This is a genomic window from Streptomyces sp. NBC_01006 (assembly GCF_045162725.1).
GTDB lineage: Bacteria > Actinomycetota > Actinomycetes > Streptomycetales > Streptomycetaceae > Streptomyces.
This window is the reverse complement of sequence record NZ_CP108700.1, coordinates 4,332,503-4,356,899: the sequence shown is the minus strand read 5'-3', so window position 1 is coordinate 4,356,899 and position 24,397 is coordinate 4,332,503. Positions and strand designations below refer to the sequence as shown.

The window sequence follows — 24,397 nt, the reverse complement described above, 5'->3', positions numbered from 1 at the left end:
AACCACCATGCGCCGAGCCGTCCTCGCCACCACCGGGATCAGCACCCTCGTCGTCTCACTGCTCGCCCTCAAACCCCACCAGGCTCCCGCCCTCGTCGGGATGCCACCCCGTTCCCCCACCGCCTCCTCGTCCCCGCGTACCCCGGGGACCTCCGCCCCCGGTACGTCCACCACGGGCACGTTCACCGGGGATCCCATCGACACCCGCTACGGAACCGTGCAGGTCGCCGCCACCCTCAGCCAGGGGAAGATCACCTCGATCACGGTCCTCCGAGCCCCCGACCGGGGCGGACGCGACCAGCAGATCTCCTCCTACGCCCTGCCCCGCCTGACCGAAGAGGCGATCGGCGCCCAGAGCGCGCAGATCGACGCCGTCTCCGGAGCCAGTTACACCAGCCAGGGCTACATCGAATCCCTGCAGAGCGCCCTGGACCAGGCCCATGCCTGACACCGCACGGGGCCTGCGCCACGCCGAACACGTCATGGGCACCGTCTTCTCCTTCGACATACGCGACCAACCGACCCCCGCCATCCACCGCGCGCTCACCGAAGCCGTACGGCAACTCCACGAGATCGACGCCGTGTTCTCCACGTACCGGCCCGACAGCCACATCAGCCGCCTCGACCGCGGCGAGATCCACCTCGACGACTGCCCACCCGAAGTCCACGAAGTCATGTCCCTCTGCGCCCAGGCCGCCCACGTCACCGACGGCTGGTTCAGCGTCATCCCCGCGGGCACCCTCGACCCCTCGGGACTCGTCAAGGGCTGGGCCACCGAAGCCGCATCGCGCCTTCTCCACGAAGCCGGCGCGCACCACACCTGCGTCAACGGCGGTGGCGACATCCAGCTCCGCGGCCAGGCGAGCCCCGGCACCCCCTGGCGCATCGGCATCGCCCACCCGCTGCACCCCGGCAGGCTGGCCACCGTCATCACCGCCGACCACGAACTGGCCGTCGCCACCTCCGGCACCGCCGAACGCGGCGCCCACATCCTCGACCCGCACACCGGCACCCCGGTCACCGCGTTCGCCTCCCTCACCCTGGTCGGACCCGCCCTGACCCTGACGGACACGTACGCCACCGCCGCGTTCGCCAGAGGCGACGGCGCAAGGGACTGGGTGGAAGCACTGGACGGCTACGAAGCCCTCGCGGTCCTGCCCGACGGCCGGGAATGGCGCACACCGGGGTTCTGCCGGTATGGGCCATGAGACGGGACTCTGAAGCGTGGCCGCCCAGGGCGGCGGCGATAGTGCGGACCTGCTCGTAGCCAGTGAGGGCGAGGAGGGTCGGGGGCTCGCCCAACCGGATGCTCTGACGTGCAGGTCAGACGCCACGCACGGGTCCATGTGCCGAGTGATTCCCAAGCTTGTGGCGCGGGTTCGATTCCCGCCTTCCGCTCTCGAACGAAGGCCCAGGTCACAGACCTGGGCCTTCTTCATTGTCTAGACCTCTCGACCCTCGCCATGCCCCAACTCGCTTGAGGATCAGCCTGCCGCGTCGACCGCGTCGTCGACCGGACCTGGTTACTGCGGCGCTCTACGGTCCGGTGCGGCGGGGCGGCGCAGGGCCAGGATCACCGTGGTGATGCCGGCGGCCAGGACGAGGATGCGGGGCATCGGCTGCATGTCGTGCGGCAGGGCACCGATGGCGACGACGGCGGCCAGGGTGAGGGCCACGATCAGGGCGGCGGTGATCAGGGCGCGGGGTTTCACTGTGGGGCTCCTTGGGAGGGGGCGGTCCGTGAGCCGTGCGCCGGGTGAGGGCGCACGGCTCACGGAGCCGGGCGGGGTGGTCGGTCAGGCGCGCGGAGGCTGAGGGGGTGGGTCGGTCAGGCGCTGGAGAGGAGGCCCTCGCGCCACAGCAGGCGGACGACGTCCTCGGCCACGGGCAGCTCGGCGAGGGTGAACCGGGTGCGGCCCAGGAGTTCGGCGAGAACCGGGGCGGCGGCCGCGGGGAGGGTCAGGACCCGGTCGGCCAGGTGGACGAGGAGGTGCTTGCCGTCCTCGACGGCGCTGAGGACGATCTCGCGGTGGACCGTAAAAACGGTGTCCGGGGTCAGGCGGTCGTCGGCCAGGACCGCCGAGACCTGGCGCAGCGGCGCCGGGAACTCCCGGATCGCGGCCTTGCGCAGGACCGCGGCGAGCTCCTCGTCGGAGGACTCCGCGAACCAGTCGGCCAGCCCCCGGCGCAGGGCGGCCACCGCCTCGACGGCAGTCCCGGGATCGCGCACGAAGTCCGCGGGGAACGTCGTACGGCCGGGCACCTCGACGACGCGGGAGAGGAGCTCGCCCACCGCCCAGTGCTCGGTCCACGCCGTCAGGCTGAGGGTGAGGTGCAGGGAGGAGACGCCCTCGCTGCGCGCCGAGTGGACCCAGCCGCGCGGCAGCCACAGCACGTCGCCGGGCTCCAGGGTGAGGACCTTCCACGGCTCGATGGCGTCCAGGCGCTCGGTGGTCCACTCGCCGCGCTCGCGCAGCCGGTCCCAGGACTCGTGGGCGAGGGGGGACGGGAGTACGGGCTCCCGGAGGGTCCAGACCTTCGTCCCCTCGACCTGCAGGACGAAGGAGTCGCGCGGGTCGAAGTGGGCGGCGAAGCCCTGGGACTTGGGCGGTGTGATGTACGCGTTGACGTGCACGGGGCGCGAGGTGTCGTGAGCCAGCTCGCGGGTGAAGCGGGCGAGGGGCTCGCTGTACTCCTGGAGGCCCTGCATCACCAGGGAGGCGCCTTCGGCGAGTTCGCCGGTCGTCTTGCGCACGTCCGGCGCGTCCGCGTACATGAGCGTGGCGCGGGTGTAGCGCTGGTCGGCGATCTGGGCGCCGTCGCGGATCACCCGGAAGTCGGGCAGCCGGCGGCCGGACGCCGCCAGCGAGGCGTCCAGGGCCTCCCAGCCGAACAGGTCCGAGAACCGGTCCAAGGCGCGGAACACCACCGGTTCGGCCGGGGGGTTGGTGCGGAAGGCCTCGGGGTCGGCGGTCAGCCTGCCGAGCGCGCTGAAGGCCGGCCGGGAGAGGGGGGAGGTGCTGGGCGTGGTCATACCGTCCTCGCTGCGGTCGGGAGGGGGGTGGGGACTTCGGGGCCGGCCTGGCGGGCCAGCAGGAGGTAGCTGCGCAGCTCGTCGAGCGTGCTCAGGCCGAGCCGGTTGTGAAGCATGTGGACGTGGGAGAAGACGATCCGGGCCGTGTACACCTGCTCCGGACCGAGCTGGTGCAGAGCCGCCTCGGACAGGGCGGCCTGCCAGGCGCGCAGGGGGCCCGGCGCGGCGGCGACGCGGGCGATGAGGTCGTGGCCGTCGGCGGTGAGGCGGTCGGCCGCGAGGACGCACTCCGCCTCCAGCGCGCTCAGCGCCGCCGCCGGGTAGCCGGCCCGCCCCGCCCAGTCCTTCCAGGAGGTGGCCCCGAACGCGGTGAAAGGGGAGACCTCGAGCACGGACGCCGCGACGGCGGTGGCCCGCAGGGCGAGCGCCGTACGCGCCCTGTCGGAGGGCCGGGTGCGCAGGAAGGCCAGGCACAGCTCGCTGGAGGTGCCGAAGAGGGACTCGGAGACTGCGATGACGGAGGCGCCGCCGTAGCGCTCGTACTCGGGGACGTACGGGCTCTCGTACACGCCCGGCGGCATCAGGTCCCGCTCCTCCACGGGGACGCCGCCCTCCCCCGCCGTGGCCAGTCGCTGGGACTGCACGGCGAACCGGGCGGGGTCCAGGGGCTTCTCACCGGGCAGGAGCGTGTTCGCGGCGGCGAGCCGCTGCTCAAGGGTGCGGGTCAGTGCGGCGGCGGCCCCGGCGGGCAGGTCGCGCACGCGCAGGCGGATGTGCGGCCCGCCCTGCCAGTAACGCATGAAGAACCAGCTGCCCGACGGCACTTCGGCCGTGGCCGGCCCCACCACGTCGGTGACGGCCCGGTCGCCCAGCGACCGCTCGGCGGACGCGAGGTGCAGGTGCCAGGAGGTCCACGTCGTCATGTCACAACCTCAGATCCAGGGGGAGTCCGTTGAAGCGGGGGGTGCCGCTGATGACCGACAGCAGCACGGTCTCGTCCGGGGCGAGGCCCAGCGGCCGCTGGACGGCGAGCCCGTCGAAGGCTCGCGCCGGGCGGGCGTAGAGCCCGTGGGCAGCGGCGTTCAGGCACAGGCCCTGGGTGATCCAGCCCGCCACGTACTGGGCGAGGGTCCAGGCGGCCGGCCCGAGTTCGGCGACCAGCTCGTGCTGGCGGACCGAGCAGAACCAGACGGCGGAGGCGTGGCGGACGTCGCAGCCGTTGCCGGGGGCCAGGTTGTAGCCGTAGTCCCGTTCCAGGGCGGCCAGGGCCCCGGGGCCGGGGCGGTGCGGCAGCAGCCGGTCTCCGGCGAGGCGGTGGACACCGTCCTCGAAGCCGTCCGTCGCCTGGATGGCAACGGTGACGTTCACCTTCTCGGCCACCCGGCGCAGCAGTTCGCCCGGCGGCGGTACGGCGGCCCAGGCGGCGGCTCCGGTCAGGGAGCCCTCCGGGACCCGGCGCGGCCGGCCCGCCATGCCGGTGAGCCCGCGCGGCATCCGGCCGGAGCCGCGCTCCCACAGCACCTCGGCCCAGGACAGGTCCCGGGCGGCGGCGCCGCCGGCGATGGCGGGGCCCAGCGGGACGGAGCCCGTGTCGCCTGCGGCGGCCTGGGCCCGGTTGACGGCCAGCAGCTCGTCCAAGGACGGGTCGGGGTGGACCGGCCCTGCGGGCGGCCCGACGGCCGCGGCCGGGGTGAGCGGCTCCGCCGGGGCGGGGACGCCCGCCCGGGCTGCGGAGTCCGCCAGGTCCACGGCGAGCGGCCAGCTCCACTCCCGGTCCGCGAGCCCGAGTTCGCCGAGGAGCTCGCCCGAGGCGGGCAGGGTGAGCCGCGCCTCCAGGCCGAACAGCTCCAGCGCCGCCGCCAGCGAGCGCAGCGAGATGCCCAGCTCGAGCTCGGTCAGGGTGCCGCGCAGCGGACCGTAGAAGGCCGGCAGCCGGGTGTACCGGCCGGCCAGCAGGATCCGCCGGGCGCCGCCCGTACCGGCAGAGGCCGTACCGGCCAGTTCCGCCAACGCGTGCCGGTGCACGTCGAGCACCCGGGGGCGGCCCGCGCCGGTGACGAAGGCGTGCACCGGGAAGAGGCTGCGTACGGAGGGCAGCGAGCGGTGCTCGAAGTACGGATTGGTCAGCTCGGCCCGCTGGAGCCCGAACGCGGTGATCAGCGCCCGCTCCACTGCCCGGTCCGCCGCCTGCGGCACCCGCCCCGCCGGAAACGCGGCGAGCTCAAGCAGCTCGGTCGTGCCGTACGGCAGCGGGGCGGCGGCCCCGCTGTCCACCCCGTCGGGGAGCGGGCCGGAGGCCTCGGCGACCTGGGCCGGGGTGGGGAACTGGGACCGGCCGGTGCCCTGCGCGTGGGCGTAGCGCAGCACGCGGCGGGACAGGGTGTCCGTCGTCATCGGGTGCGTGCTTCCTCTCATGGGAAGGGGTGGGGGTCGTAGGGCGCCTGCCGGTGCTCCTGCGCAGTGCCGCGCAGCGCGGCGGTGAGCCGGGGCAGGCCGGCGAGGCGCTGCTGGCTGTGGCCGAAGCACATCGGGAGGATCCCGGGCACGACCGCCTTGGCCACGGCCACGCCCAGGTCGGTGTGGTCGCGGGTGGACTGGTCGACGAGGACGATCCGGTCCAGGCCCGCGTCGGCGAACCGCGCCCGTACGAAGTCCAGGGCGCCCCGTACGGTGCCGCCGGCGGCCCGTACCAGGCGGTCCGGCCAGTCCGGGAAGGCCTCGTGCAGGGCGACCCGGGGGCCACCGAGGACGGCCGTGACCCGGGGCAGGGTCTCGGGCCGGTTGTACAGGTCGACGTGGTCCTCCAGCAGGTCGACCTGCCAAGGGTCGGCGACCATCGGCGAGCCCACCTCGGGGTCGCCGGGGGGCCGGGTGACCATCTGGGTGAGCTCCCACAGCGCGGCGCGCACGGCGGACTCCGGGTCGGCGCCCGAGCCGGCGGCGGACCAGCTGGCGGGGTGGCCGCCGGTCCGGTTGACGGCCAGTGCCCACACCAGGGGGATGTCGATGTCCTGGGTGGCCACCAGCAGGTGGGCGTCGTAGCCGTGGATGTCGATGGTGTCGAGCAGCCGGCGCGAGATCGGGTCGCGCAGGCTCGCCGGGTCGATGGCCGGCAGCGGCTCGGCCCGGTGCCAAGACAGCAGGAACGCGTCCCGCTCGGCCAGTTCGAGGAGGGAGTGCAGGGCCGCCTCGGTGAGCCCGGAGCCGAGGGCGCAGCCGCTGGAGGAGTCCGGGAAGTGGCTGCGGCGGCGCTCGGCGCTGTGGTCGCGGCGGGCGCCGTGGCGGTCGTGGCGGTGCAGGTACTCGTACCGGTAGAAGCCCACTTCGGCGGGGACGAGGACCGGTTCGCCCGTGTCGAGGTCGTGGCCCCACACCCAGTCCATGGGAGTGTCGGCCGTGCTCGGGATGACCCGCGACAGGGGGTGGGCGAGCTGCTCATCCGTGTAGGTGCCCAGGGAGGCAGGGTCGAGGGCGTGGTCGGCGATGTCCCGGTAGGCGAGGTTGGTGAGGACCTGCCCGTGGTGCGGGAAGCTGCCCATGCGCTCGTACGCCTCCAGGACCGCGACCGACTCGGCGCGGCCGAAGGTCAGGGCCCGGCCGTAGCCGTGCGCGGGCGATTCGGGCAGCACCGCGTTGCTCATCGCGTACGGGGCGTCGATGTCGCGCATGATCTGGAGGACCGGCCCGTAGCGCGGGTCGACCAGGCGCCGGCGCAGCGCGCCGGGGGCGAGCAGCTCGTCGCCGCCGGTGCCGCGCACCGGGTCGTCGGGCGAGGCGGCGGGGTCGTCGAGGCGCAACCGGGGCGGCCGGGCGGCCGGATCGGGAGCGGCGGCGGGTTCCGCGCAGACGGGGCAGCTGAAGGTGCGCGGGACCCGGTGGCGGGAGACGCCGCCGGCGCTCACCGCGAGGAGCTCGCCGGGGGCGAGCGGGTTCGCGGTGAGGGAGTCCAGCGCGGCGTCGACGGCTTCGGCGAGGAAGGGCAACGGCGGGCGCGCCGCGCGGCAGGGCTCGTCGAGGCGGTCGGTCAGGGGGTGGTCGACGGCGATGCGGGCCCGGGTCTCGGCGCATCCGGGGCAGCCGGAGTCGGTGCCGGGCATCCAGAGGGGGCCGACGTAGGCCTCGTTGCCGGCGAGCCGGACGGAGAGGTACGGCTCCTGCGCGTCACGGGCCCACTCATGGGTGGCGCGTTCGCGGCCGAGGTCCCACCGGGGGTGGACGGCGACGGAGCCGGCAGGCAGGCCGACGGCCCGTGCGCACCGGTCCAGGAGGCCGGGGAGGTCCGGCAGCCCCAGGAGGTCCGGGACGTGCGGGACGTCCAGCGCTGTGGTCATGCCACGGCCTCCTTCAGAAGAGAGTCGGTGTCGGCGGGGGCGTCGACGGCCGGAAGGCCCGTCACCGCGCCGTACCACAGCGGGGTTTCGCCCACGACCGGGTCGGCCGCGCGCTCGCCGTGCGGGACGAGCCGCAGCCGGGTCTGCGCGGTCAGCTCGGCCAGCTCGGCGTCGGTGGCGTGCAGCAGCGCGGTCGTGTCGGGTCCGGAGGCGACGAGCTCGCGCCCGCGCACCCTGCGCGTCTGGACGCGGGCCAGCGCGGTGCTGAGGGCGGCGACGGCCGCACGGGCAGGGCCGGAACCCCAGGCGGAGGCGACGTCCTGGCCGGTGGCGCGGTCGCGGACCAGGACCAGCGGCCAGTCCACGTCCGGTACCCGGAACAGGCGCAGCTCGACGTTGAGGAACTCGTGGTCCTCCAGGGTGCGCCAGAGCACCTGCGCGGCCTTGTCCAGCTCTTCGAAGGCGGGGGCGTCCGCGGCCGGTTCGGCCCGCTCGGCGAGCAGCCGCAGGGTGCCGTCGAGCAGCCACCGCTCCTCGGTGGTGCCGGCAGCGGCGACCTGGCCGTCGACGGTGGCCGCCTGGGCGCGCAGCGCGGCGAGGGCGACGGACACCGAGGAGGAGCGCTGGTTGCCGCCCCAGGCGGCGACGGAGCCGCCGGTGCCCTCCCGGTGCTCCGCCTCGGCGATGCCCAGGGGCAGCTGCGGCAGGTTCTCGGGGGTGACCAGCTCGAAGGGGCCGGTCCACTTCGCGGTGACGGCCTGGACGTGGGCCACGGCCTCGTCGAGGTCGGCGGCGGGGGCGGCCGGGCGGGCGGGCGTCAGGTCGACGCGGGTGGCGTTCAGTTCGGCGCCGTGGACCACGTACGCGCTCTCACCGGGGGCTCCGGCGGTGCCGGTCAGCACCCGGTATGCCAGCTGTCCGGCGAGCGCGCCGGCCAGCGCGCCGGCCGCCGCTCCCAGGGGCGCGGAGGGGGTCTTCACCCAGCCGGCGACCCGGGCGGCCACCGCCTCCAGGCGCCCGGCGGCGCCGCTGGTCTGGGGGCCGACCAGGTGGAAGCGCCCGTCCTCGCGTACGGGGACGATCGCGCAGTCCGGCGGCAGCAGCGCGGCCTGCCGGGCCACCACCCCGTCGAGCAGCTCGCCCGGGGCGAAGACGATCGCGGCATCGGCCGCCACCTCGACGCCCTCGGCCGTGAGCGGCAGGCGCCGGGCGCCCAGCCGGTCGGCGGTGGCAGCGACGGCGTCCGCGTCCCCATCGGGTACGGCGAGCACGAGCCGGCCGACTCCGGTCCGCGCGAGCCCGCGGGCGGCGGGCAGGACGGACGCGGCGGGACCGGAGACGAGGACGGTGGCCGCGCGCAGCCGCTCGAACGCCGCGTACGGGTCCTCGTGCAGCATCTCCAGGTCGGCGAGCACGTCGCGGTGGCGCGCGCGGGTGTCCGCGTCCGGTTCGGGGACGCTGAGGGCGTCCAGGTCGAGGAGCAGGCCGTTGCGCCGCCAGGTCTCCAGCAGCTTGGCCACGACGGGCCGGGCGGCCTCGCTGCCGAGCGCCGCGACGAGGGAGTTCTCACTGGCGCCGTCCTCCAGCAGCGGGACGCACACGTCGGTCACCTTGAACAGTGCCGCCGGCCCTCGCACCACGAACGACGTCCCCTCGGCTCCGAAGTAGACGCCGTCCCGCACCGGTGCGTAGTGCAGGGCGGGGCGCAGCTTCATCCGCATTGTTGCTCTCCCTGGTCCTTGAAGTGCCGGTGCCGTTCGGGTTCCCGGTCGTCGGTGGACCCGTCGCCGGGCCGTGTGTAGGTGAACCGTCCACCGGACGGTCTGCTGATCTCGACCGCCCACTCGTAGGCGTGCGGTGACGCGCCCGCGGCGGGCAGTGCCTCTTCCACGAAGCCGCTGCCGTCGCGGTCGAGGAAGCGCGGCAGAGCCCTGGTGAGCAGCGCACTGGTGAGGTCGACGTACTGCGGTTTGCGCTGCTTGGCGGTGGACCGGCCGGAGCCCGGCTCCGCGCCGCCGCCGAGGAAGGGGGCGGGCTTGAGCACGACCTCGGCCGGCACCCCGTGCCGGGCGCGCCAGCGGGTCAGCGCCAGCATCCGGTCGGCCTCGCCGGGCCCCTGCCGGACGGCCTGCTCGAACTCCTCGCCCGGGTACCAGCGGCGGCGCTGGAGGACGACGGAGCCGGCGCACAGCCGGGGTGTGTCCGGCGCGGTGGGCACCCCGCCGGGGCCGGGGCCGCCCAGGCCGCCGGGCATGCCCAGGTCGGGCAGCAGCCGGCCGCCCATGACCAGCCAGTTGGCCAGGCGCAGCGGGGGCGGCAGCAGCTCGGGGTGGCCGGTGCCGAGGGTGAGGACGTGCAGCCGGCGGCCGTCGGCGTCGGCCACGTACAGCCGGTCGAGGTCCGGGTCGTGGACGAGCCGCAGCCCGTACCAGTCGTCGGCGCGCAGCCGCCGGTCGAGGACGGGCGCGTGCGCGTTGACGCTGACCCCGTGCAGGCCGCGGTCCTCGGCGAGGACGGTGCCGTGGGCTCCGTGCCGTTCCTGGAGGCGGCGGCGCAGCCGGGGCAGGGCGTGTCCGCCGAGTTCGGCGTCGTGGCCGAGGAAGCGGCCGTAGAGCATGCCGTGGCCGGGGTAGGAGTCGTTGAACACCAGCCGCTCGCCGGCCGGCTGGACCAGGGCGCTGTAGGCGATGGCGTCCTGCCGGAACCGGTCGGGCAGCGGCGCGGCCAGCTCCGCCAGCCACTCGGCGGGCCACACCACTTCGGTGTCGTCCCGGCGGCCGGCGAGGTCGGCGCGGAGTTCGCCGAGCAGACGGGTGCGCAACAGGCGCAGCGGGGTGAGGCTGTCGCTGCCCGACACCACCCGCTCGTTGACCGTGCGCACCAGGTGGCGCGCGTGGTCGGTGAGGCGTACGGAGGCACCGCGGCCGTAGCGCTCCACGAACACGTCGGTGAGCACGGCGCGGATGTCGTGGAGCCGGTCGAAGGCGGACAGGAACTCCATGGCGTGCGCGAGGTCGCGCAGCTGCCGGTCGAGGCCGCTGGTGGCGACCTCGGCCGGGGCCAGGAGGTAGTTCTCCGAGACGGTGAACGCGGCGGGGCGGCGGGCCTCCTCGGTCAGCGAAGAGGTGAGGGCGCCGATGCCGCGCAGGGCGTCGGCGCGCTCGGCGTGCCCGGCGTCGGCGAAGCCGGCCACGGCGGCCCGCAGGGCGGCGTGGGGAGCGGCGGCCAGCGGGTCGTCCGCGCAGTCCTCCGGTCCGTCCGTCGTGCACAGGAGCCCGGCGTTCAGGGAGCCCAGGACGACGCCGGTGGCCTGCTCGGGGGTGGTGCCGAGGGCACGGGCGACATCGCCGGCGATCGCGCCGACGGTTCGGGGGCCCATGTCCGTGGCGTTGAGGAGCCGGCGCAGGGGTTCGGTGAGGGAGGTCGACAGCAGCCGGCTGCTGTCGTCGCCGAGCTTCACGAAGGAGATCCTGTCCGGGCCGGGGCCCGGGGAGAGGCTGGGCGACTGCCGGACCCAGGTGTCGGGGCCCGGCGGGGTCCCCTGGTCGGCGGTGCGGGCGACGTAGCCGAGCATCGCCTGGTCGAGGTGCGGGAAGGACCGGGCTCCGGTGAAGGCGACCTCGTCGGGGCGAGCGCCGTCGGGTGAGGGGACGGCCAGCCCGACCGCCGTGAAGCGGGCGAGCGGGCTGGTGCGCATCATGGCCCGGGTCACGTACTGGAGCAGCCCGCGCTCGGACTTGGCGGCCCGGGACAGGGTGCCCTCGCGGTAGCGGACGGCCGCCCGGTGGACCTCGGGGGCCAGCAGCGCCAGCGAGCGCAGCAGGTCCTCGTCCCCGAGGAGGCCGGAGAGGGTGCCGCGCTCGCGGGCCAGCGCCCGGGGGTGTTCCTCGGCCGCCTCGGCGAGGAGGCCGTCGCGCAGGACGCGCAGCTCCAGCCAGGCGAGGAACTCGGCCGGGGCCGGGTCCGGCAGCGTGGCCGGGACCCGGTCGTTGTGCACGGCCCTGCGTACGGCGACCAGTGCGGCCCGCTCGTCGGCGGGGGCCGCGCCGATCCACTCGTACAGGGCGTCGGTGCAGGCGGTGGCCCGCAAGGCCAGTTCGGCCTCCACCCGGGCCAGTTCGTCGAGGACGCCGGCGAGGGCCGGGTCGGCGAGCCGGGTGCGCCGCAGGGGGTTGACGCGCAGCATCCAGACGGGCTCGGTCCGCTCCGCCGGGGGGCGCCCCGGGGTGTTCGCGGAGACCGTGCCCGTGCCCGTGCCGGCGGCAGTGTCCGGCAGGACGATCGCCGGGCGTTCTTCTGTGACGGTCACCGGAAGTCCTTCCGGATCCGGTGCGTGCGCGCGGCGACGCACAGCAGCAGTCCGCCGACGATCCAGGCGCCCAGCACCAGGGCGACCCGGCCGAGTTCCCAACTGTGCGCGGGCTCCAGCGCGGCCATGTCGTCGGGCAGCAGCGCCGCCCGCATGCCCTGGGCCATCCACTTCAGCGGGAACAGGGCGCCGATCCGCTGCACCGTGTCGGGCAGGCCGGAGAAGGAGTAGTAGACGCCGGAGACGAACTGGAGCAGCACGAACGGGAACTGGACGGCCGCCGTGATCGTCCGCCGGTCGGTGATCAGGGAGCCCACGGCTATGCCCAGGAGGGCGGTGGCCGCGGTGCCGAGGAGGAACACCCAGGCCAGGGTGGCCCAGCGGTCGGCGGTGGTGGGCAGCGGGAAGTCGAACACGGCCACGGCCAGGGCCAGGACGGCGGCCGACTGCAGCAGCGCCAGCACGACGACCAGTACGGTCTTGGCCAGGAAGTAGCCGCCCGTCGCGAACGGGGTGCCCCGCAGCCGCTTCAGCGAGCCGTCGCCGCCTTCGAGGGCGATGCCGGTGGCGAGGACGCCGAACGCGGCGGACATGATGCCCGACGCGAGGACGCCGGCCACGACCACGTCGTGCATGGGGACGGTGTGGTCGCCCGCCTTCATCGTGAAGATCGAGCCGAAGAGCAGCATCAGGGCCACGGGCAGGGCCATGTTCATGGCCACCGCGGTGCGGTTGCGGAAGAAGACCCGCAGCTCGGCGCGAGCGCGCAGGACGCCGGTGCGGAAGACGCCCGGCAGCGGACCGCGGGCGGCCGGGGCGCCGATCGGCGCCGGGGTCTGGGCCTGGGCCTGGGCCTGGCGCGGTGCGTCGGCCGCGTCATGGAGGGTGATGGCGGTCGTCATCGGGTCCTGCTCCTTTCGGACGTGTCGTCGGTCTTGGCGTCCTCGATCAGCCGCAGGTAGCGGCTCTCCAGGGAGGGGCGGCGGATCTCCAGTCCGGGCACGTCCGTGCCCAGCCGGGCGCGCAGTTCGTCCAGGACCGGTCCGACCTCGGTGGTGGCGACGGTGCGGGTGCGGCCGTCCTCGCGCCAGGACACCTCGGTCCCTGCGTCGCCGCCGCCCAGTTCGGAGGGCGGTGCGACCTCGCGTACGCGGCCGCCCGCGAGGACCGCCACGCGGTCCGCGAGCCGTTCGGCCTCGTCGAGGTAGTGGGTGGTGAGCAGGACGGTGGTGCCCTCGTCGCGGAGCCGCTCGATCATGGCCCAGCAGTCGCGCCGGGCCTGCGGGTCCAGGCCGGTGGTCGGCTCGTCGAGGAACAGCAGCTCGGGCCGGCCCACGACCGCGAGGGCCAGGTCCAGGCGCCGGCGCTGTCCGCCGGAGAGGGAGCCCAGGACGGCCTGGGGGCGGTCGGCGAGGTCCACCAGCTCCAGCGCGTCCCTGACGGGAAGCGGGTCGGAGTAGCACAGGCCGATCTGCTCGACGAGTTCGCCGACCCGCCAGCCCTCGTGGTCGGTGCCACTCTGCTGGACGATGCCGATACGGTTGCGCCACGCGCGCCCGGCCTGGCCGGGGTCCTCGCCGAGGACGGTGACGGAGCCGCCGGAGCGGTGCCGGAAGCCCTCCAGGATCTCGATGGTGGTCGTCTTGCCGGCGCCGTTGGGGCCGAGCACGCCGAACACCTCGCCGCGGCGCACCTCCAGGTCCACGGACTCGACGGCGACATGGGCGCCGTACGCCTTGTGCAGGCCGGTGGTCCGGATGGCGAGGCCGTCCGCGTCGCCCTCGGCCTTCGCCGCCGTATCGGATGCGGGCCAGCTGAGCGGGCTCACGCCGCCTTCCTCTCCGCTGCGCGCCGCAGCCGCTCGCGCCAGCTCTCCCCGTACACGTCGTCGACGGTCTCGGCGATGGCGAAGCACAGGTAGTAGCGCTGGATGGGTGTCACGCCGAGCAGGGGGAGCCGGCTGTAGAACAGGTTGATCAGGGTCCGGTACGAGGCGAACCAGGACGGGGTCCGGTCCGCGACCCGGCTCTCGGCGACGGTCGCGTGGAACTCACTGCGGCCCTCGCCGACGGGTCCGCGGTGTCCGGGCGGGGCCGTGGCCTCGCGGTCCATGGCGGGCGCCAGCCCGTCGAGCAGGTCGGCACTGAGGTCGCCGCGGGCCGCCGCGGTGTCGAAGACCCCCATGCCGTAGGCGAAAGCCGCCCGGAATTCGGCGGCTTCGGCGCTCTCCGCGCCGTCCCGGGCCCGCTCGACGACCGCGCGCAGCGCGGGCGCGTCGGCCTCCAGCCTGCGGGCGAAGGAGGGGCGCGGGTCCTTGACGGAGCTCGCCCAGTGCAGAAAGGCCTCGGCGTGCGAGCGCAGCGAGAACACCCCGTAGGAGGGGCCGCCGGGGTGGGCCGTGCACAGCGCGGTGAAGGCCTCGGCGAGAGCTGTCACGGGAACGCCTGCGTCCCGGCCGGCTGCGAGGTCCAGCAGCCGTGCCAGGGGGGTGAACATTCGGGTCAGGGCCAGGTCGCGGGGGGCTTCCAGGGCGGCGGGCCAGGTCATGCCGGGGTGCCGGTCGAAGAACTCGACGGTGCCGCGCGGGTGGAGCGGGAGATAGGGGGGCTCCACGCGCTCCAGCCGACCCAGTTCACGGGCCTGGGCGAGGTACTGCTCGCCGGTCATGAGCTGGGGGAGTTCGTCCAGCCGCCAGTCGATGGAGCCGGCTATTTCCTGCCACGGAATTCCGTCCGGGCCGTGGGCGATGAGTTCGACGTGGGGGCCGTGCTTCCAGCCGCGGGCCAGATAGGCCACGGTGGCGTTGTGCTCGACGCGCAGAGATCGCACCACGGGTACCATCACCTGCGAAAGCCATGCGGGTTCGATCGGTGATTGCGCATGAAAGCGCATGCCGATCGTGCGCTCGTCCGGGGCGCCTTCCATGTGTGTCACCTCTCGTTCGCGGAGCTCCCTGCTCGGGTGCTCCTGAGTCCGCCGTCAGCAGCAGGATGAACCGGACGACGACGACGAGCAGCACAGCCAGCCACCCAAATTGGAGGCACCCATCTCGGGGAGGGCAACACCGTCGACGATGTCGAGGACCTCAAGGTCCTCCAGCTCGAAGGAAGCGAAGTCCTCGGCGCTCAGCTTGTCCATCCGAATTCCCTTTCATTACGCTCACGGATATTGCGGGGCAGGCGCCCGCCCCCGTCTTTCGACGGAGGGCGGAGCGCCTTGCTCAGATGCGCCTGAGGCGTACTGCCGTCGTCAGCTCAGCAGCAGGACGAGGAGGACGACGAGGAGCAGCACAGCCAGTCACCGCTGGAGGCACCGACCTCGGGGAGGGCGACACCGTCGGCGACGTCCAGGACCTCGATCTCCTCCAGCTCGAAGGAAGCGAAGTCCTCGGTGCCCAGGTTCTTGTCCATGTGAATTCCCTTTCAGGTTTCCTGTTTTCCGACCGGTCGGCCGGACAAGAAGAATCATGGCCGGTTCGAATCGGCTTCCGGAAGGGCTTGAGAGCTTCCCCTGACACAGGTAACGGGGCTGCGTGACATTCGTCATGAGACCCCTGTACGTGTACGCGCGCGCGAAGGGAGTTTGATTCCCGGGGCCCTTCCCAGGCCTGTCCCTGGCCTGTTCGCAGCGCGGCTCGTCGATGGTTTCCCAGGGCGGTTTCCCGGGGCGGTTTCCCGGGGCGGTTCCCCGGAAGGCCGGGCCCCGGCCGGCCCGGAAAGGCTGCCGGAATGACACATGTCACGACCTCGCGTGATCCGTGTCAGCGTCTCTCCGGAAAGCCTTGTCCGGGCCCCCGCCCCCGACCGAGCATGCGAGGGACCCGTCTTCACAGGGAACGAGAATGGCGTGACCGGACGATCCACTACGCAGGGGCACTACGTCACCCGGATGCTCGACGTACTCGCCCGGGCTCCACGGCAGGCCCGCATCCAGGGCCGGGCCGGCTCCCTCGACGGAGCCGCGCTCGTCCGCTCCGTGCACCGGGCCCACGACGCGCTCCGTGCGGCGGGCGCCGGGCCGGGCGCCATGGTCGGGATCCTCACCGGGCCCAACCACCCGCTGACCTTCACCGCACGCCACGCGGCCCATCTCCTGGGCGCCGGGGTGATGTACGTACGGTCGGTGAACCCCGGCTCGGACCTGCCGCTGCCGCCCGCCGAACAGGCCGCGCTGCTCGCGGAATGCGAGGTCACCGTCCTCGCGGTGGATCCGGCCCACGCCGAGCGTGGCGCCGAACTCGCCCGCCTGCTGCCGCAGTCGCCGGCCGTCGCGGTGCTCGACATCGAGACCGAGGCCGGCTCCGACACCCCGGCCGCGCTGACGCCCCGGGCCCCCGACTGCGCGTTGGTCACGTACACGAGTGGGAGCAGCGGCCGCCCCAAGGGCGTGCGCCAGTCCTTCACCGCCTGGAACCGGCTCGTGCTCCTCGACGCCGCCTCGCTCGCGGGGCGGCCCCCGGAGCGGATGCTGATCGTCACCCCGACCAGCCACACCGTCGCCGTCATGGCCGACGTGGTCCTCGCCTCCGGCGGCTCCCTCGTCGTCCACGAGCGCTTCGACGCCGCCGAGGTGCTCGCCGCCCTCGCCGCCGAGCGGATCACCCGCGTCTACCTGACCGTGCCGCAGCTGTACCGGCTGCTGGACCACCCGGACGCGGCCGGCACCGACCTGTCCGGGCTGCGCCAGCTCATCTACAGCGGCTGCGTGGCCTCACCTGCCCGACTGGCCTCCGCCGTAAGGGTCTTCGGCCCCCGCCTCGTGCAGTGCTACGGCTCCACCGAGGCGGGCAGGATCACCTTGCTGGACCAGCTAGACCACTTCGAGGAGGAACTGCTGCCCAGCGTGGGCCGGCCCTTCCCCGGGGTCGAGGTCCGCGTCTGCGACCCCGACACCGGCCGCGGGGTCCCGTCGGGCGCCACCGGCGAGGTCCAGGTGCGCTCCCCGTACGCGATGAGCGGCTACCAGGGCCTTCCCGCCGAGAGCGCCGCCGCCCTGCTGCCGGACGGCTGGCTGCGGACCGGCGACCTCGGGCACTGGGACGCGTACGGCTACCTGCACCTCGTCGATCGCATCGGGCGGGTCGTCAAGGCGGCCGGGGTCAAGGTCCGTCCCGCCGAGGTGGAACGCGCCCTGCTCACCCACCCCGCCGTGGCCGACTGCGCCGTCTTCGGGATGCCGGACCCCGACACCGGCGAGGCCGTGCACGCCGCCGTGGTGCTCCGCGTCCCCTGTGAGCCGGACGCCCTGGGCCGGCACGTCACCGAAGCCCTCTCCGCCGCCCACGCACCCACCCGGATCGTGCGGTGGCCCGAACTCCCCCTGACCGAATCCGGAAAACCCGACCTCAGACGCCTGCGCGGCGCGGCGGTCGCCGGCGCGGCCTCGACCCTCGAAGAAAGCGAGCTGTCATCGTGACGACTTCCCTCACGTCCCCCCAGGCCCATCTGGCGTTCTTCACGGACCGCGCCGCCGCCGCGATCGCGGACGGCAAGCGGGAGTTCCTGGAGCTGGGCCGCCGGGCCGGCCGCTTCCCCAGCGCCTCCACCTCCGCCGACCCGGCGGACGCCACGGCCGAGATCAGTGTCTGGTGCAGCAACGACTACCTCGGCATGGGCCAGCAGCCGCAGGTCATGGCGGCGATGCGGGAGGCCGTGGCGCGCTTCGGCGCCGGCTCCGGCGGCTCCCGCAACATCGGCGGCACCAACCACGTCCACGTCGAGCTGGAGGCGGAGCTCGCCGCCCTGCACGGCAAGGAGGCGGCGCTGCTGTTCACCTCGGGCTACACCGCGAACGACGGCGCCCTGACGGTGCTGGCCGGGGCGGTCCCGGACTGTGTGGTCTTCTCGGACGAGCTGAACCACGCCTCGATCATCGACGGCCTGCGGCACAGCGGCGCCGCGAAGCGCATCTTCCGTCACAACGACGCCGCCCACCTGGAGGAGCTGATCGCGGGCGAGGCGCCGGAGCGGGCCAAGCTGATCGTGCTGGAGTCGGTGTACTCGATGTCCGGTGACGTGGCGCCGATCCGCGAGGTCACCGAGATCGCCCGGAAGTACGGGGCGACGATCTTCCTCGACGAGGTCCACGCGGTGGGCATGTACGGGCCGCAGGGCGCCGGCATAGCCGCCCGGGAGGGGCTGGCCGACGAGATCGACGTGGTCATGGGCACCCTGGGCAAGGGCTTCGGCACCGCCGGCGGCTACATCGCGGGACCGGCCGCGCTCATCGACGCCGTACGGACCCTGTCGCGGCCGTTCGTGTTCACGACCTCGCTGCCGCCCGCGGTCGCGGCGGGCGCGCTGGCCGCCGTACGCCACCTCGTCGGCTCGGACGTCGAGCGGACCGCGCTGCACCGCAACGCGCGGCTGCTGCACGGGCTGCTGAAGGAACGGCGGATCCCGTTCCTGTCGGACGAGTCGCACATCGTGTCAGTACTCATCGGCGAGGACGCGGCCTGCAAGAAGGCCTCGGCGCTACTGCTGGAGCGGTACGGGATCTACGTGCAGGCCATCAACGCGCCGAGCGTGCGGACCGGCGAGGAGATCCTGCGCATCGCGCCGGGGGCGGTGCACGAGCCGTCGGACGTGGAGAAGTTCGTCGAGGCGCTCGACACGATCTGGCTCGAACTCGGCCTGTCGCGGACCGGCGAATGAACCCCTCCTCCTCATCGGTGGCGTCCGTCCTGGCCGAGTCGGCGGCCCGGCGGCCCGCGCATCCCGCGCTGGTCTTCGGGGACCGCTCGTACTCCTACGGGGAGCTCTGGGACGGCGCCCTGCGGTACGCGGCCGCGCTGCGCGCCCGGGGTCTGGGGCCCGGTGACAAGGTTGCGCTGCTGCTGCCCAACACCCCGGCCTTCCCCATGGCCTACTACGGGACACTCGCCCTGGGCTGCACCGCCGTACCGGTCCACGAGCACTCCCGGGCTCCCGAAATCGGCCACGTACTAAGGGACTCGGGCGCCAGGGCGCTGATCTGCGCGGGGTCCCTGCTGCCCGAGGCGGCCGTCGGCGCCCGGTCGGCGGGGGCCCTGCTGCTCGGCGTACGCGACGAGGGCGACAGCGCGGAGGAACTCCCCTGGCTCGACCGGGAAGCCGAGCAGGTGCCGCCCCTCGCCGGGATCGTCCCGCGCGCCCCCGAGGACATCGCGGTGGTCCTCTACACCTCCGGTACGACCGGCGCGCCCAAGGGCGTCATGCTCACGCACCACAGCGTGCTCATGAACATCACGACCACCGCGCGCACCCCCTTCGCCTTCGACGAGGAGGACGTGCTCCTCGGCACGCTGCCGCTGTCCCACACCTTCGGCCAGATCTGCGGGATGGGCGTGTGCTTCCACGCCGGCGCCACCCTGGTGCTGATGTCCCGCTTCTGCGGGACGCGCGCGCTGGACCTCATGGCCTCCCACGGGTGCACGGTCGTCATGGGCGTGCCCACGATGTACCTGGCCCTGCTGGACGCGGCCGGGCGCGATCCGCGCAGACCCCCGCTGAAGCGCGCCTACTCCGGCGGCTCCTCGCTGCCCCCGGCGGTGCTCCGGCGCGTCGAGGAGCTGCTGGGCGCCCCGGTCTACGAGGGGTACGGGCTCACGGAGACCTCCCCCAGCGTGAGCTACAACAAGCCGGGAACGGAACGCAGGCCCGGGACGGTCGGCCTGCCGATCCCCGGCGTCGAGGTCGGGATCGCTCCGGTGGACGCGGCGGAGCAGATCCGTCTGCTGCCGGCGGGCGAGCGCGGGGAGATCGTCGTCCGGGGGCACGGCCTGATGGCCGGCTACCTGAACCGCCCGGAGGCCACCGCCGAGGTGCTGGTCGACGGCTGGCTGCGCACCGGGGACATCGGGGTGCGGGACGAAGACGGCTACCTGCGCGTCCTGGACCGCAAGAAGGACGTGGTCATCCGCGGCGGCTACAACGTCTACCCGCGCGAGGTGGAGGAAGTCCTCCTCGGCCACCCGGCGGTGGCCCAGGCCGCGGTGATCGGCGTCCCCCACGACCGGCTCGGCGAGGAAGTCTGTGCGGTGCTGCGGACCGTGCCGGAGGTGCGGCCGGACCCGCGGCTGGCCGAGGAGATCACCGCGTGGAGCGGGGAGCGGCTGGCGCGGTACAAGTGTCCGCGCAAAGTCGCCTTCACCGGAGCCTTTCCCGTGGGCCCCACGGGGAAGGTCCTCAAGGGCGAACTGGCCGGACTCTTCGGGTAGATCACCCGGCGGACCGTCCGGGCGTGTGGCAGGATCCCCGCGCCGGCTGCGAGAAGATGCATGGACCACGCACACCAGGAGGCAACACCCGTGGAAAAGACCGCCGCCCGTCCCGTCTTCACGACCCGGCGGGACCAGCTCCGCAACGGTGGCCGGGGAGCACTGATCGGGACCGCCTTCGGCCTGATGTGGTTCGCCCTGGGACAGTCCGCCGTCCAGGGGGCCGCCCGCCCGGCCGTGCTCGCCGGCAGCCTGCTCCTGTTCGCCGCGAGCGCGGCAGCGGTGATCCGCCTCTTCCTCCTGGCCCGGCGCACTCCCGCCACCGAGAAGGGCGCGCCCCCGGCCTCGGGTGGCGGCGGCCCGAAGTTCCTCACCGTCGTACTGATCGAGGCCGCCGTCCTCGGGGCGGGCAACAACTACATACGCACCGGCCTGCACCGCCCGGAGCTGATGCTGACGTGGTCGGCCCTGGTGGTCGGCGCGCACTTCTTCCCGATGGCCAAGAGCCTGCGCGCCCCGATGCTGCGGTGGGTCGGCGCCGCGATGCTGGCCACCGTCGGCCTCGCGGCGCTGGCCACACTGCTGCCGGGTGCGACCGAAGACGTCTGGCGGTCCGTACCGGGCATCGGCTGCGCGGCCGTGCTGTGGGCGGGGGCGGCGTACACCGGCCTGCGGGCGGGCCGGAAGGCGTAGCGCCGCCGCGCGCGCGACAACGTACGCGAAGGAGCGCCCGGGGTCGGTCCCCGGGCGCTCCTTCGCGTACTGCTCAGATCCAGCCCTGTTCCACGGCGATGCGCGCCGCGTCGAAGCGGTTGCGGCCGCCGAGCTTCTTGATCGAGGCCGAGGTGACGTTGCGTACCGTGCCGGCGGCCAGGTAGAGCTCCGCCGCGATCTCCTTGACGGTGGCTCCGCCCGCCGTGAGCCGCAGCACCTGGGACTCCCGGGTGCTCAGCGGGGCGGAGGCCCCCGTGGTGACGAGGGCCATGGCGCTGTTCGCCAGGGACGGGGCCATGGTCACGCAGCCCGCCGCCACGCCCTTGAGCGTCGCGATCAGCCGGGGCAGGCCCGTATCCATGGGAACGATGCCGTGCACGCCCGCCGCAACGGCCCGGCCGACCGCCGCCGGCCGTGAACCGGACATCATCAGCGCAATGCCGCATGCCGGTACTCGGGCCCGTACCGCTGATGCGAGACGCAGTACGTCGTCACCCACCGGGGTGTCTTCCAGGAGAAGGACATCCGGCGAATGCCGGTGCACAAGTGATAGGACGTGCTGGTGATCGGTGTCCGCGGCGATGACGTCGATGCCGTCGACCGATCGGAGCGCCTCGACGAGCGCGTCGAGAAAGAGAACGCGGCTGCCGCCGACGATGACGCTGATAGCCATTGAATCCCCCTGCGCGGCTCTGGGAGCCGTGTTCTACCGCCCGGTTTCCACGGTCCAGCCACTGAGCTGTCGGGTTATTTCAAGTGCCCTGCGGCAAATAGCGATTGCCGGGGCCGGAGGTTCCGTCACGTCGGGGACGGACTGGAACAGTACGAGCTCGACCTGCTCGCCGGAAGGGCGGACCGCGACATGCTCCAGACCGTCCGTGGGCGACGCCACGGCCCTCAGCAGCGAGGCGAGGAGGAGCGGATCCGGCTGGCCACCCGTCTGCACATATGGCGAGCGCATGACAACTGTGGTCATATACATGCGAGTTTGAGTCAGTCCCAGTTGAGGTTGTACAGCGTCGCCTCGGCGGTGCCCAGCGACGCGTCGGCGTCGGGTGCGACCACGTCCCAGTTGAGGTTGGGAGCGATGGAGGCGGTGTCGCGGATTTCCCGGTTCTGCTCGATGTGGGAAGCGCCGAAGGCGATCAGCGCGGCGGCCAGACCGGCCAGGGAAGCGGCACGGGAAAAGCGACGAAAGACCAGCATGAGAATCCCCCTGAAAAGCGTGCTTGGAGCGTGAATCACCCGGCTGTTCGGCCCGGGGTGCTCCTTCGTTCTGCATCCAGCTTGCTTTACGGAAGGAGGAATCCGGAAGCGGATCGGCTGGCAGGAAGATCCACGTGGCAGGTCGGTGCCAACCTCGCAACAGACTGGGCCCAAAGTAGCCATCCACCTGCGACGTCTCATATGTTGATCACATCGGCGCGGCTCGACGAAGAGTGAGCGGCGGGGGACCGAACGAGGACACCAATGCTGGAACTACTGGGACTGGACGCGCAGACGGCGGATGTGTACGAACTCATGCTGGCGAACCACGCATGGGGTGTCGCCGAGATCGCGCGGCGGCTCAAAGTATCGACCGTCGACGTACGCGAGTCACTGGAGAGACTGACCGATCTGCGGCTTCTGCACCGCTCGGCCGCGGGCAACGAACTCCAGCCGAGCGACCCGGCGTTGGGCCTGCGGGAGCTGCTCAACCAGCGCAAGCGGGAACTGGAGAGCCGACAGGAGGCCGTGGCGCGCTGCGAAGCCGACATGGCCGTGCTGATCAACACCTACAGCGAGCTCTACACCGGCCAGACCCAACGCGTGGCCCAGCAGTTCGTGGGCGTGGAATCCGTACAGAACCGGATCAGGGAGCTGGCCTCCGAGGCCACCTCCGAGTGCCTGACCTTCAACCCGGGCGGCGCCCAGTCCCGGGCCAGCCTGGAGGCCAGCAAGCCCCTCGACCGCCAGACCCTCGACCGGGGGGTGCGGATGCGGACGGTGTACCTGGACAGCGTCCGCAACGACTCGGTCACCACCGAGTACGCGGAGTGGCTCACCAACCTGGGCGGTGAGGTGCGCACCGCGCCCTCGCTGCCCGTGCGCATGCTCATCTTCGACCGGAAGACCGTCATCGTGCCGGCCGACCCGGAGAACACCCGCAAGGGCGCGGTGCAGCTGACCGAGCCGGGCGTGGTCGTCGGCCTCTCCGCGCTCTTCGACCAGATCTGGGAGTCGGCCGCGCCCCTGGGTACCGGCCAGGACCGGGACGACCGCGGCCTGACCCGCCAGGAGAAGGAGCTGCTGCGCCTGCTGGGCAGCGGCCTCACCGACGAGGCCGCCGGCCGCCAGCTGGGCCTCTCGCTGCGCACGGTCCGCCGCATGATGGCCGAGCTGATGAAGCGCCTCGGCGCGGGCAGCCGCTTCGAGGCGGGCCTGCGCGCGGCGCAGCGGGAGTGGATCTGACCCTCCGCCGCGCGACCTGACCAACTCGCTGTCTTCCTCGTGGATCACCGCAATGCCGGCGCCGAACTCGGCCGCGCGGGGCGAGTGGCCGCTCGGGGTCCTCCACGTCCTGCGGCCAGGCGGACTCGGCGTGCCGCAGGACGACGAGATCATCCGCGAGCGCGGCACGGGCCTGTCGCAACACGTCGGCGGGGATCGGCCTGGACGGCTCCTGCGCCCAGTCGGCCACCTGCTGCCGCCAGTGCCTCGGCATCCGCCGGGCCTCGGCGAGCGCGGCACCGGTGACCGTGACCGGTGTGCGGTAGGCGTGGCCGAGCAACAGCATCCTCACAGCCAGCGGGTCGGTCCCCTCTGGGGCGAATGCGTCCGGGAGATCCGAGGCGAGGAGGTGACCACGGTCCGGGGTGCCCCCGTCCGGGGATGCCGGGCTGACCTGGCCCACGTAGATCCGGACCCCGCTGACGGTGTCCGGCACGGCGGTGCCGGTTCGCCGCGCGCCTGCGCGCCCACCGGGCCCGGCTAGGCTCCCTTGGCAGGACGGGGTCGTGGTGGTGGAGCAGGACGGAGAGGGATACGTGACGCAGGGCGCGGCCGGTGGCGGGGAGCGCGCGGCGAAGGGGCAGGCGCTGTACCGGAGGGTGGCGGCGGACCTGGGCCGGGCAATCGGCGAGGGCCGGTACGGATCCGGCGGGCGGCTGCCCGCCGAGGGGGAGCTCGCCGAACAGTACGGCGTCTCCCGGGGTACGGTCCGCCAGGCGATGGCCCTCCTGCGGACCGAGGGACTCGTCGCCTCACGGCGCGGCACCCGGAGGGTCGTGATCGGGACGTCCCGGCCGCAGAGCTTCGGCGAACTGCTCAGTTTCACCCGCTGGGCACACTCCACCGGCGAGGAGCCCGGCGGCCTGGTGGTCGCCTCGGGCACCCGGCCCGCTGACGCGGCCGAGCGCGCGCACCTGCGGCTGCCCGAGGGAGCCGAGGTCCACCAGGTACGGCGGCTGCGCACGCTGTCGGGGCGCCCGGCGATGGTGGAGCGCACCGTCTACCCGCCGGCCATCGGCGAGCTCATCGCCGGGCTGCCGCACGACACGGTGTCGTACACCCGCGGCCTGGAGGAACGGGGTGTGCTGTTCGCGGACGCCCAGCACACCATCGATCTGTGCCGGGCCGACGAGGAGGACGCCCGGCTGCTCGGCTGCCGGCCCGGCGACCCGCTGCTGCGCGAGCGGCGGTGCAGCACGGATCCGGCAGGCACCCCGATCGAGTGGTCCGAGGACCGGTACCTGCCGGAGACCGTGGCGTTCACCGTCCACAGTTCGGCCGCCGCCGGCTCGCTGGCCCGCCGCCCGGCCGACCAGGACTGA

At 73.5% G+C, this 24,397-nt stretch carries 22 protein-coding genes; 8 read left to right on the top strand and 14 right to left on the bottom strand.

Going from position 1 to position 24,397, the window contains the following annotated elements:
* Nucleotides 1-7 precede the first annotated feature (7 nt).
* Both OG509_RS19930 and OG509_RS19925 read left to right on the top strand, forming a co-directional pair.
* Nucleotides 8-448 (top strand): FMN-binding protein, encoded by a 441-nt coding sequence (locus tag OG509_RS19930; RefSeq protein WP_406183783.1) that lies wholly within the window; start codon nt 8-10, stop codon nt 446-448.
* Nucleotides 441-1,208, top strand: a complete 768-nt coding sequence (locus OG509_RS19925; protein ID WP_406183782.1) for an FAD:protein FMN transferase — start codon at nt 441-443, stop codon at nt 1,206-1,208. The genes OG509_RS19930 and OG509_RS19925 overlap by 8 nt, the downstream gene beginning before the upstream one ends.
* A 315-nt stretch (nt 1,209-1,523) precedes the next feature.
* Here OG509_RS19925 and OG509_RS19920 read toward each other — a convergent pair whose 3' ends face one another.
* The 12 genes from OG509_RS19920 to OG509_RS19865 all read right to left on the bottom strand — a co-directional run bounded on the left by OG509_RS19920 (nt 1,524) and on the right by OG509_RS19865 (nt 15,084).
* Nucleotides 1,524-1,712 (bottom strand): hypothetical protein, encoded by a 189-nt coding sequence (locus tag OG509_RS19920; RefSeq protein WP_406183780.1) that lies wholly within the window; start codon nt 1,710-1,712, stop codon nt 1,524-1,526.
* 116 nt (nt 1,713-1,828) lie between these two features.
* Entirely contained in the window at nt 1,829-3,034 is a 1,206-nt protein-coding gene (locus OG509_RS19915; RefSeq protein WP_406183778.1) for a JmjC domain-containing protein, read from the bottom strand.
* The gene (locus OG509_RS19910) at nt 3,031-3,957 is read right to left on the bottom strand and encodes a thiopeptide-type bacteriocin biosynthesis protein (protein WP_406183776.1); all 927 of its coding nucleotides are present in this window, start codon (nt 3,955-3,957) and stop codon (nt 3,031-3,033) included. Before OG509_RS19910 ends, OG509_RS19915 begins: the two co-directional genes overlap by 4 nt.
* Nucleotide 3,958: 1 nt before the next feature.
* A complete protein-coding gene (locus OG509_RS19905) occupies nt 3,959-5,428 on the bottom strand; it encodes a hypothetical protein (RefSeq protein WP_406183775.1) in 1,470 nt (489 codons plus the stop codon).
* A gap of 17 nt (nt 5,429-5,445) precedes the next feature.
* The gene (locus tag OG509_RS19900; protein ID WP_406183773.1) at nt 5,446-7,365 is read right to left on the bottom strand and encodes a TOMM precursor leader peptide-binding protein; all 1,920 of its coding nucleotides are present in this window, start codon (nt 7,363-7,365) and stop codon (nt 5,446-5,448) included.
* Complete coding sequence (locus tag OG509_RS19895) at nt 7,362-9,086, bottom strand: hypothetical protein (RefSeq protein ID WP_406183772.1); 1,725 nt, start codon at nt 9,084-9,086, stop codon at nt 7,362-7,364. Before OG509_RS19895 ends, OG509_RS19900 begins: the two co-directional genes overlap by 4 nt.
* Complete coding sequence (locus OG509_RS19890) at nt 9,077-11,674, bottom strand: hypothetical protein (protein ID WP_406183771.1); 2,598 nt, start codon at nt 11,672-11,674, stop codon at nt 9,077-9,079. The genes OG509_RS19895 and OG509_RS19890 overlap by 10 nt, the downstream gene beginning before the upstream one ends.
* A complete protein-coding gene (locus OG509_RS19885) occupies nt 11,671-12,576 on the bottom strand; it encodes an ABC transporter permease (RefSeq protein ID WP_406183770.1) in 906 nt (301 codons plus the stop codon). Before OG509_RS19885 ends, OG509_RS19890 begins: the two co-directional genes overlap by 4 nt.
* Nucleotides 12,573-13,502, bottom strand: coding sequence for an ABC transporter ATP-binding protein (locus OG509_RS19880; protein ID WP_406183769.1), 930 nt, complete (start codon nt 13,500-13,502; stop codon nt 12,573-12,575). The genes OG509_RS19885 and OG509_RS19880 overlap by 4 nt, the downstream gene beginning before the upstream one ends.
* Nucleotides 13,499-14,515, bottom strand: coding sequence for a hypothetical protein (locus OG509_RS19875; RefSeq protein WP_406187634.1), 1,017 nt, complete (start codon nt 14,513-14,515; stop codon nt 13,499-13,501). The genes OG509_RS19880 and OG509_RS19875 overlap by 4 nt, the downstream gene beginning before the upstream one ends.
* Before the next feature lie 138 nt (nt 14,516-14,653).
* Entirely contained in the window at nt 14,654-14,812 is a 159-nt protein-coding gene (locus OG509_RS19870; RefSeq protein ID WP_365951120.1) for a thiazolylpeptide-type bacteriocin, read from the bottom strand.
* 116 nt (nt 14,813-14,928) lie between these two features.
* A complete protein-coding gene (locus OG509_RS19865) occupies nt 14,929-15,084 on the bottom strand; it encodes a thiazolylpeptide-type bacteriocin (RefSeq protein ID WP_266575931.1) in 156 nt (51 codons plus the stop codon).
* Between the two features lie 436 nt (nt 15,085-15,520).
* Here OG509_RS19865 and OG509_RS19860 point away from each other — a divergent pair, with 436 nt between their 5' ends.
* The 4 genes from OG509_RS19860 (at nt 15,521) to OG509_RS19845 (ending at nt 20,564) form a co-directional block, all read left to right on the top strand.
* Nucleotides 15,521-17,089: a class I adenylate-forming enzyme family protein gene (locus tag OG509_RS19860; protein ID WP_406183768.1), complete on the top strand. Its 1,569-nt coding sequence runs from the start codon at nt 15,521-15,523 to the stop codon at nt 17,087-17,089.
* A 29-nt stretch (nt 17,090-17,118) separates the two neighbouring features.
* Nucleotides 17,119-18,327, top strand: a complete 1,209-nt coding sequence (hemA, locus tag OG509_RS19855) for a 5-aminolevulinate synthase (protein ID WP_406187633.1) — start codon at nt 17,119-17,121, stop codon at nt 18,325-18,327.
* The gene (locus OG509_RS19850; RefSeq protein WP_406183767.1) at nt 18,324-19,871 is read left to right on the top strand and encodes a long-chain-fatty-acid--CoA ligase; all 1,548 of its coding nucleotides are present in this window, start codon (nt 18,324-18,326) and stop codon (nt 19,869-19,871) included. Before hemA ends, OG509_RS19850 begins: the two co-directional genes overlap by 4 nt.
* A 90-nt stretch (nt 19,872-19,961) precedes the next feature.
* Nucleotides 19,962-20,564: a hypothetical protein gene (locus OG509_RS19845; RefSeq protein ID WP_406183766.1), complete on the top strand. Its 603-nt coding sequence runs from the start codon at nt 19,962-19,964 to the stop codon at nt 20,562-20,564.
* 73 nt (nt 20,565-20,637) lie between these two features.
* Here the strand turns inward: OG509_RS19845 and OG509_RS19840 are convergent, their stop codons facing one another.
* Together OG509_RS19840 and OG509_RS19835 are read right to left on the bottom strand one after the other, a co-directional pair.
* On the bottom strand, nt 20,638-21,258 hold the full coding sequence (locus OG509_RS19840) for a DNA-binding response regulator (RefSeq protein ID WP_406183765.1): 621 nt from the start codon (nt 21,256-21,258) through the stop codon (nt 20,638-20,640).
* A gap of 320 nt (nt 21,259-21,578) precedes the next feature.
* A complete protein-coding gene (locus OG509_RS19835; RefSeq protein ID WP_406183764.1) occupies nt 21,579-21,791 on the bottom strand; it encodes a hypothetical protein in 213 nt (70 codons plus the stop codon).
* A gap of 264 nt (nt 21,792-22,055) precedes the next feature.
* Between OG509_RS19835 and OG509_RS19830 the strand changes: the two genes are divergently transcribed.
* Both OG509_RS19830 and OG509_RS19825 read left to right on the top strand, forming a co-directional pair.
* Nucleotides 22,056-23,036 carry a LuxR C-terminal-related transcriptional regulator gene (locus OG509_RS19830; RefSeq protein WP_406183763.1) on the top strand — a complete coding sequence of 327 codons (981 nt, stop codon included), beginning with the start codon at nt 22,056-22,058 and terminating at the stop codon, nt 23,034-23,036.
* Nucleotides 23,037-23,581: 545 nt separating this feature from the next.
* On the top strand, nt 23,582-24,397 hold the full coding sequence (locus OG509_RS19825; protein WP_406183762.1) for a GntR family transcriptional regulator: 816 nt from the start codon (nt 23,582-23,584) through the stop codon (nt 24,395-24,397).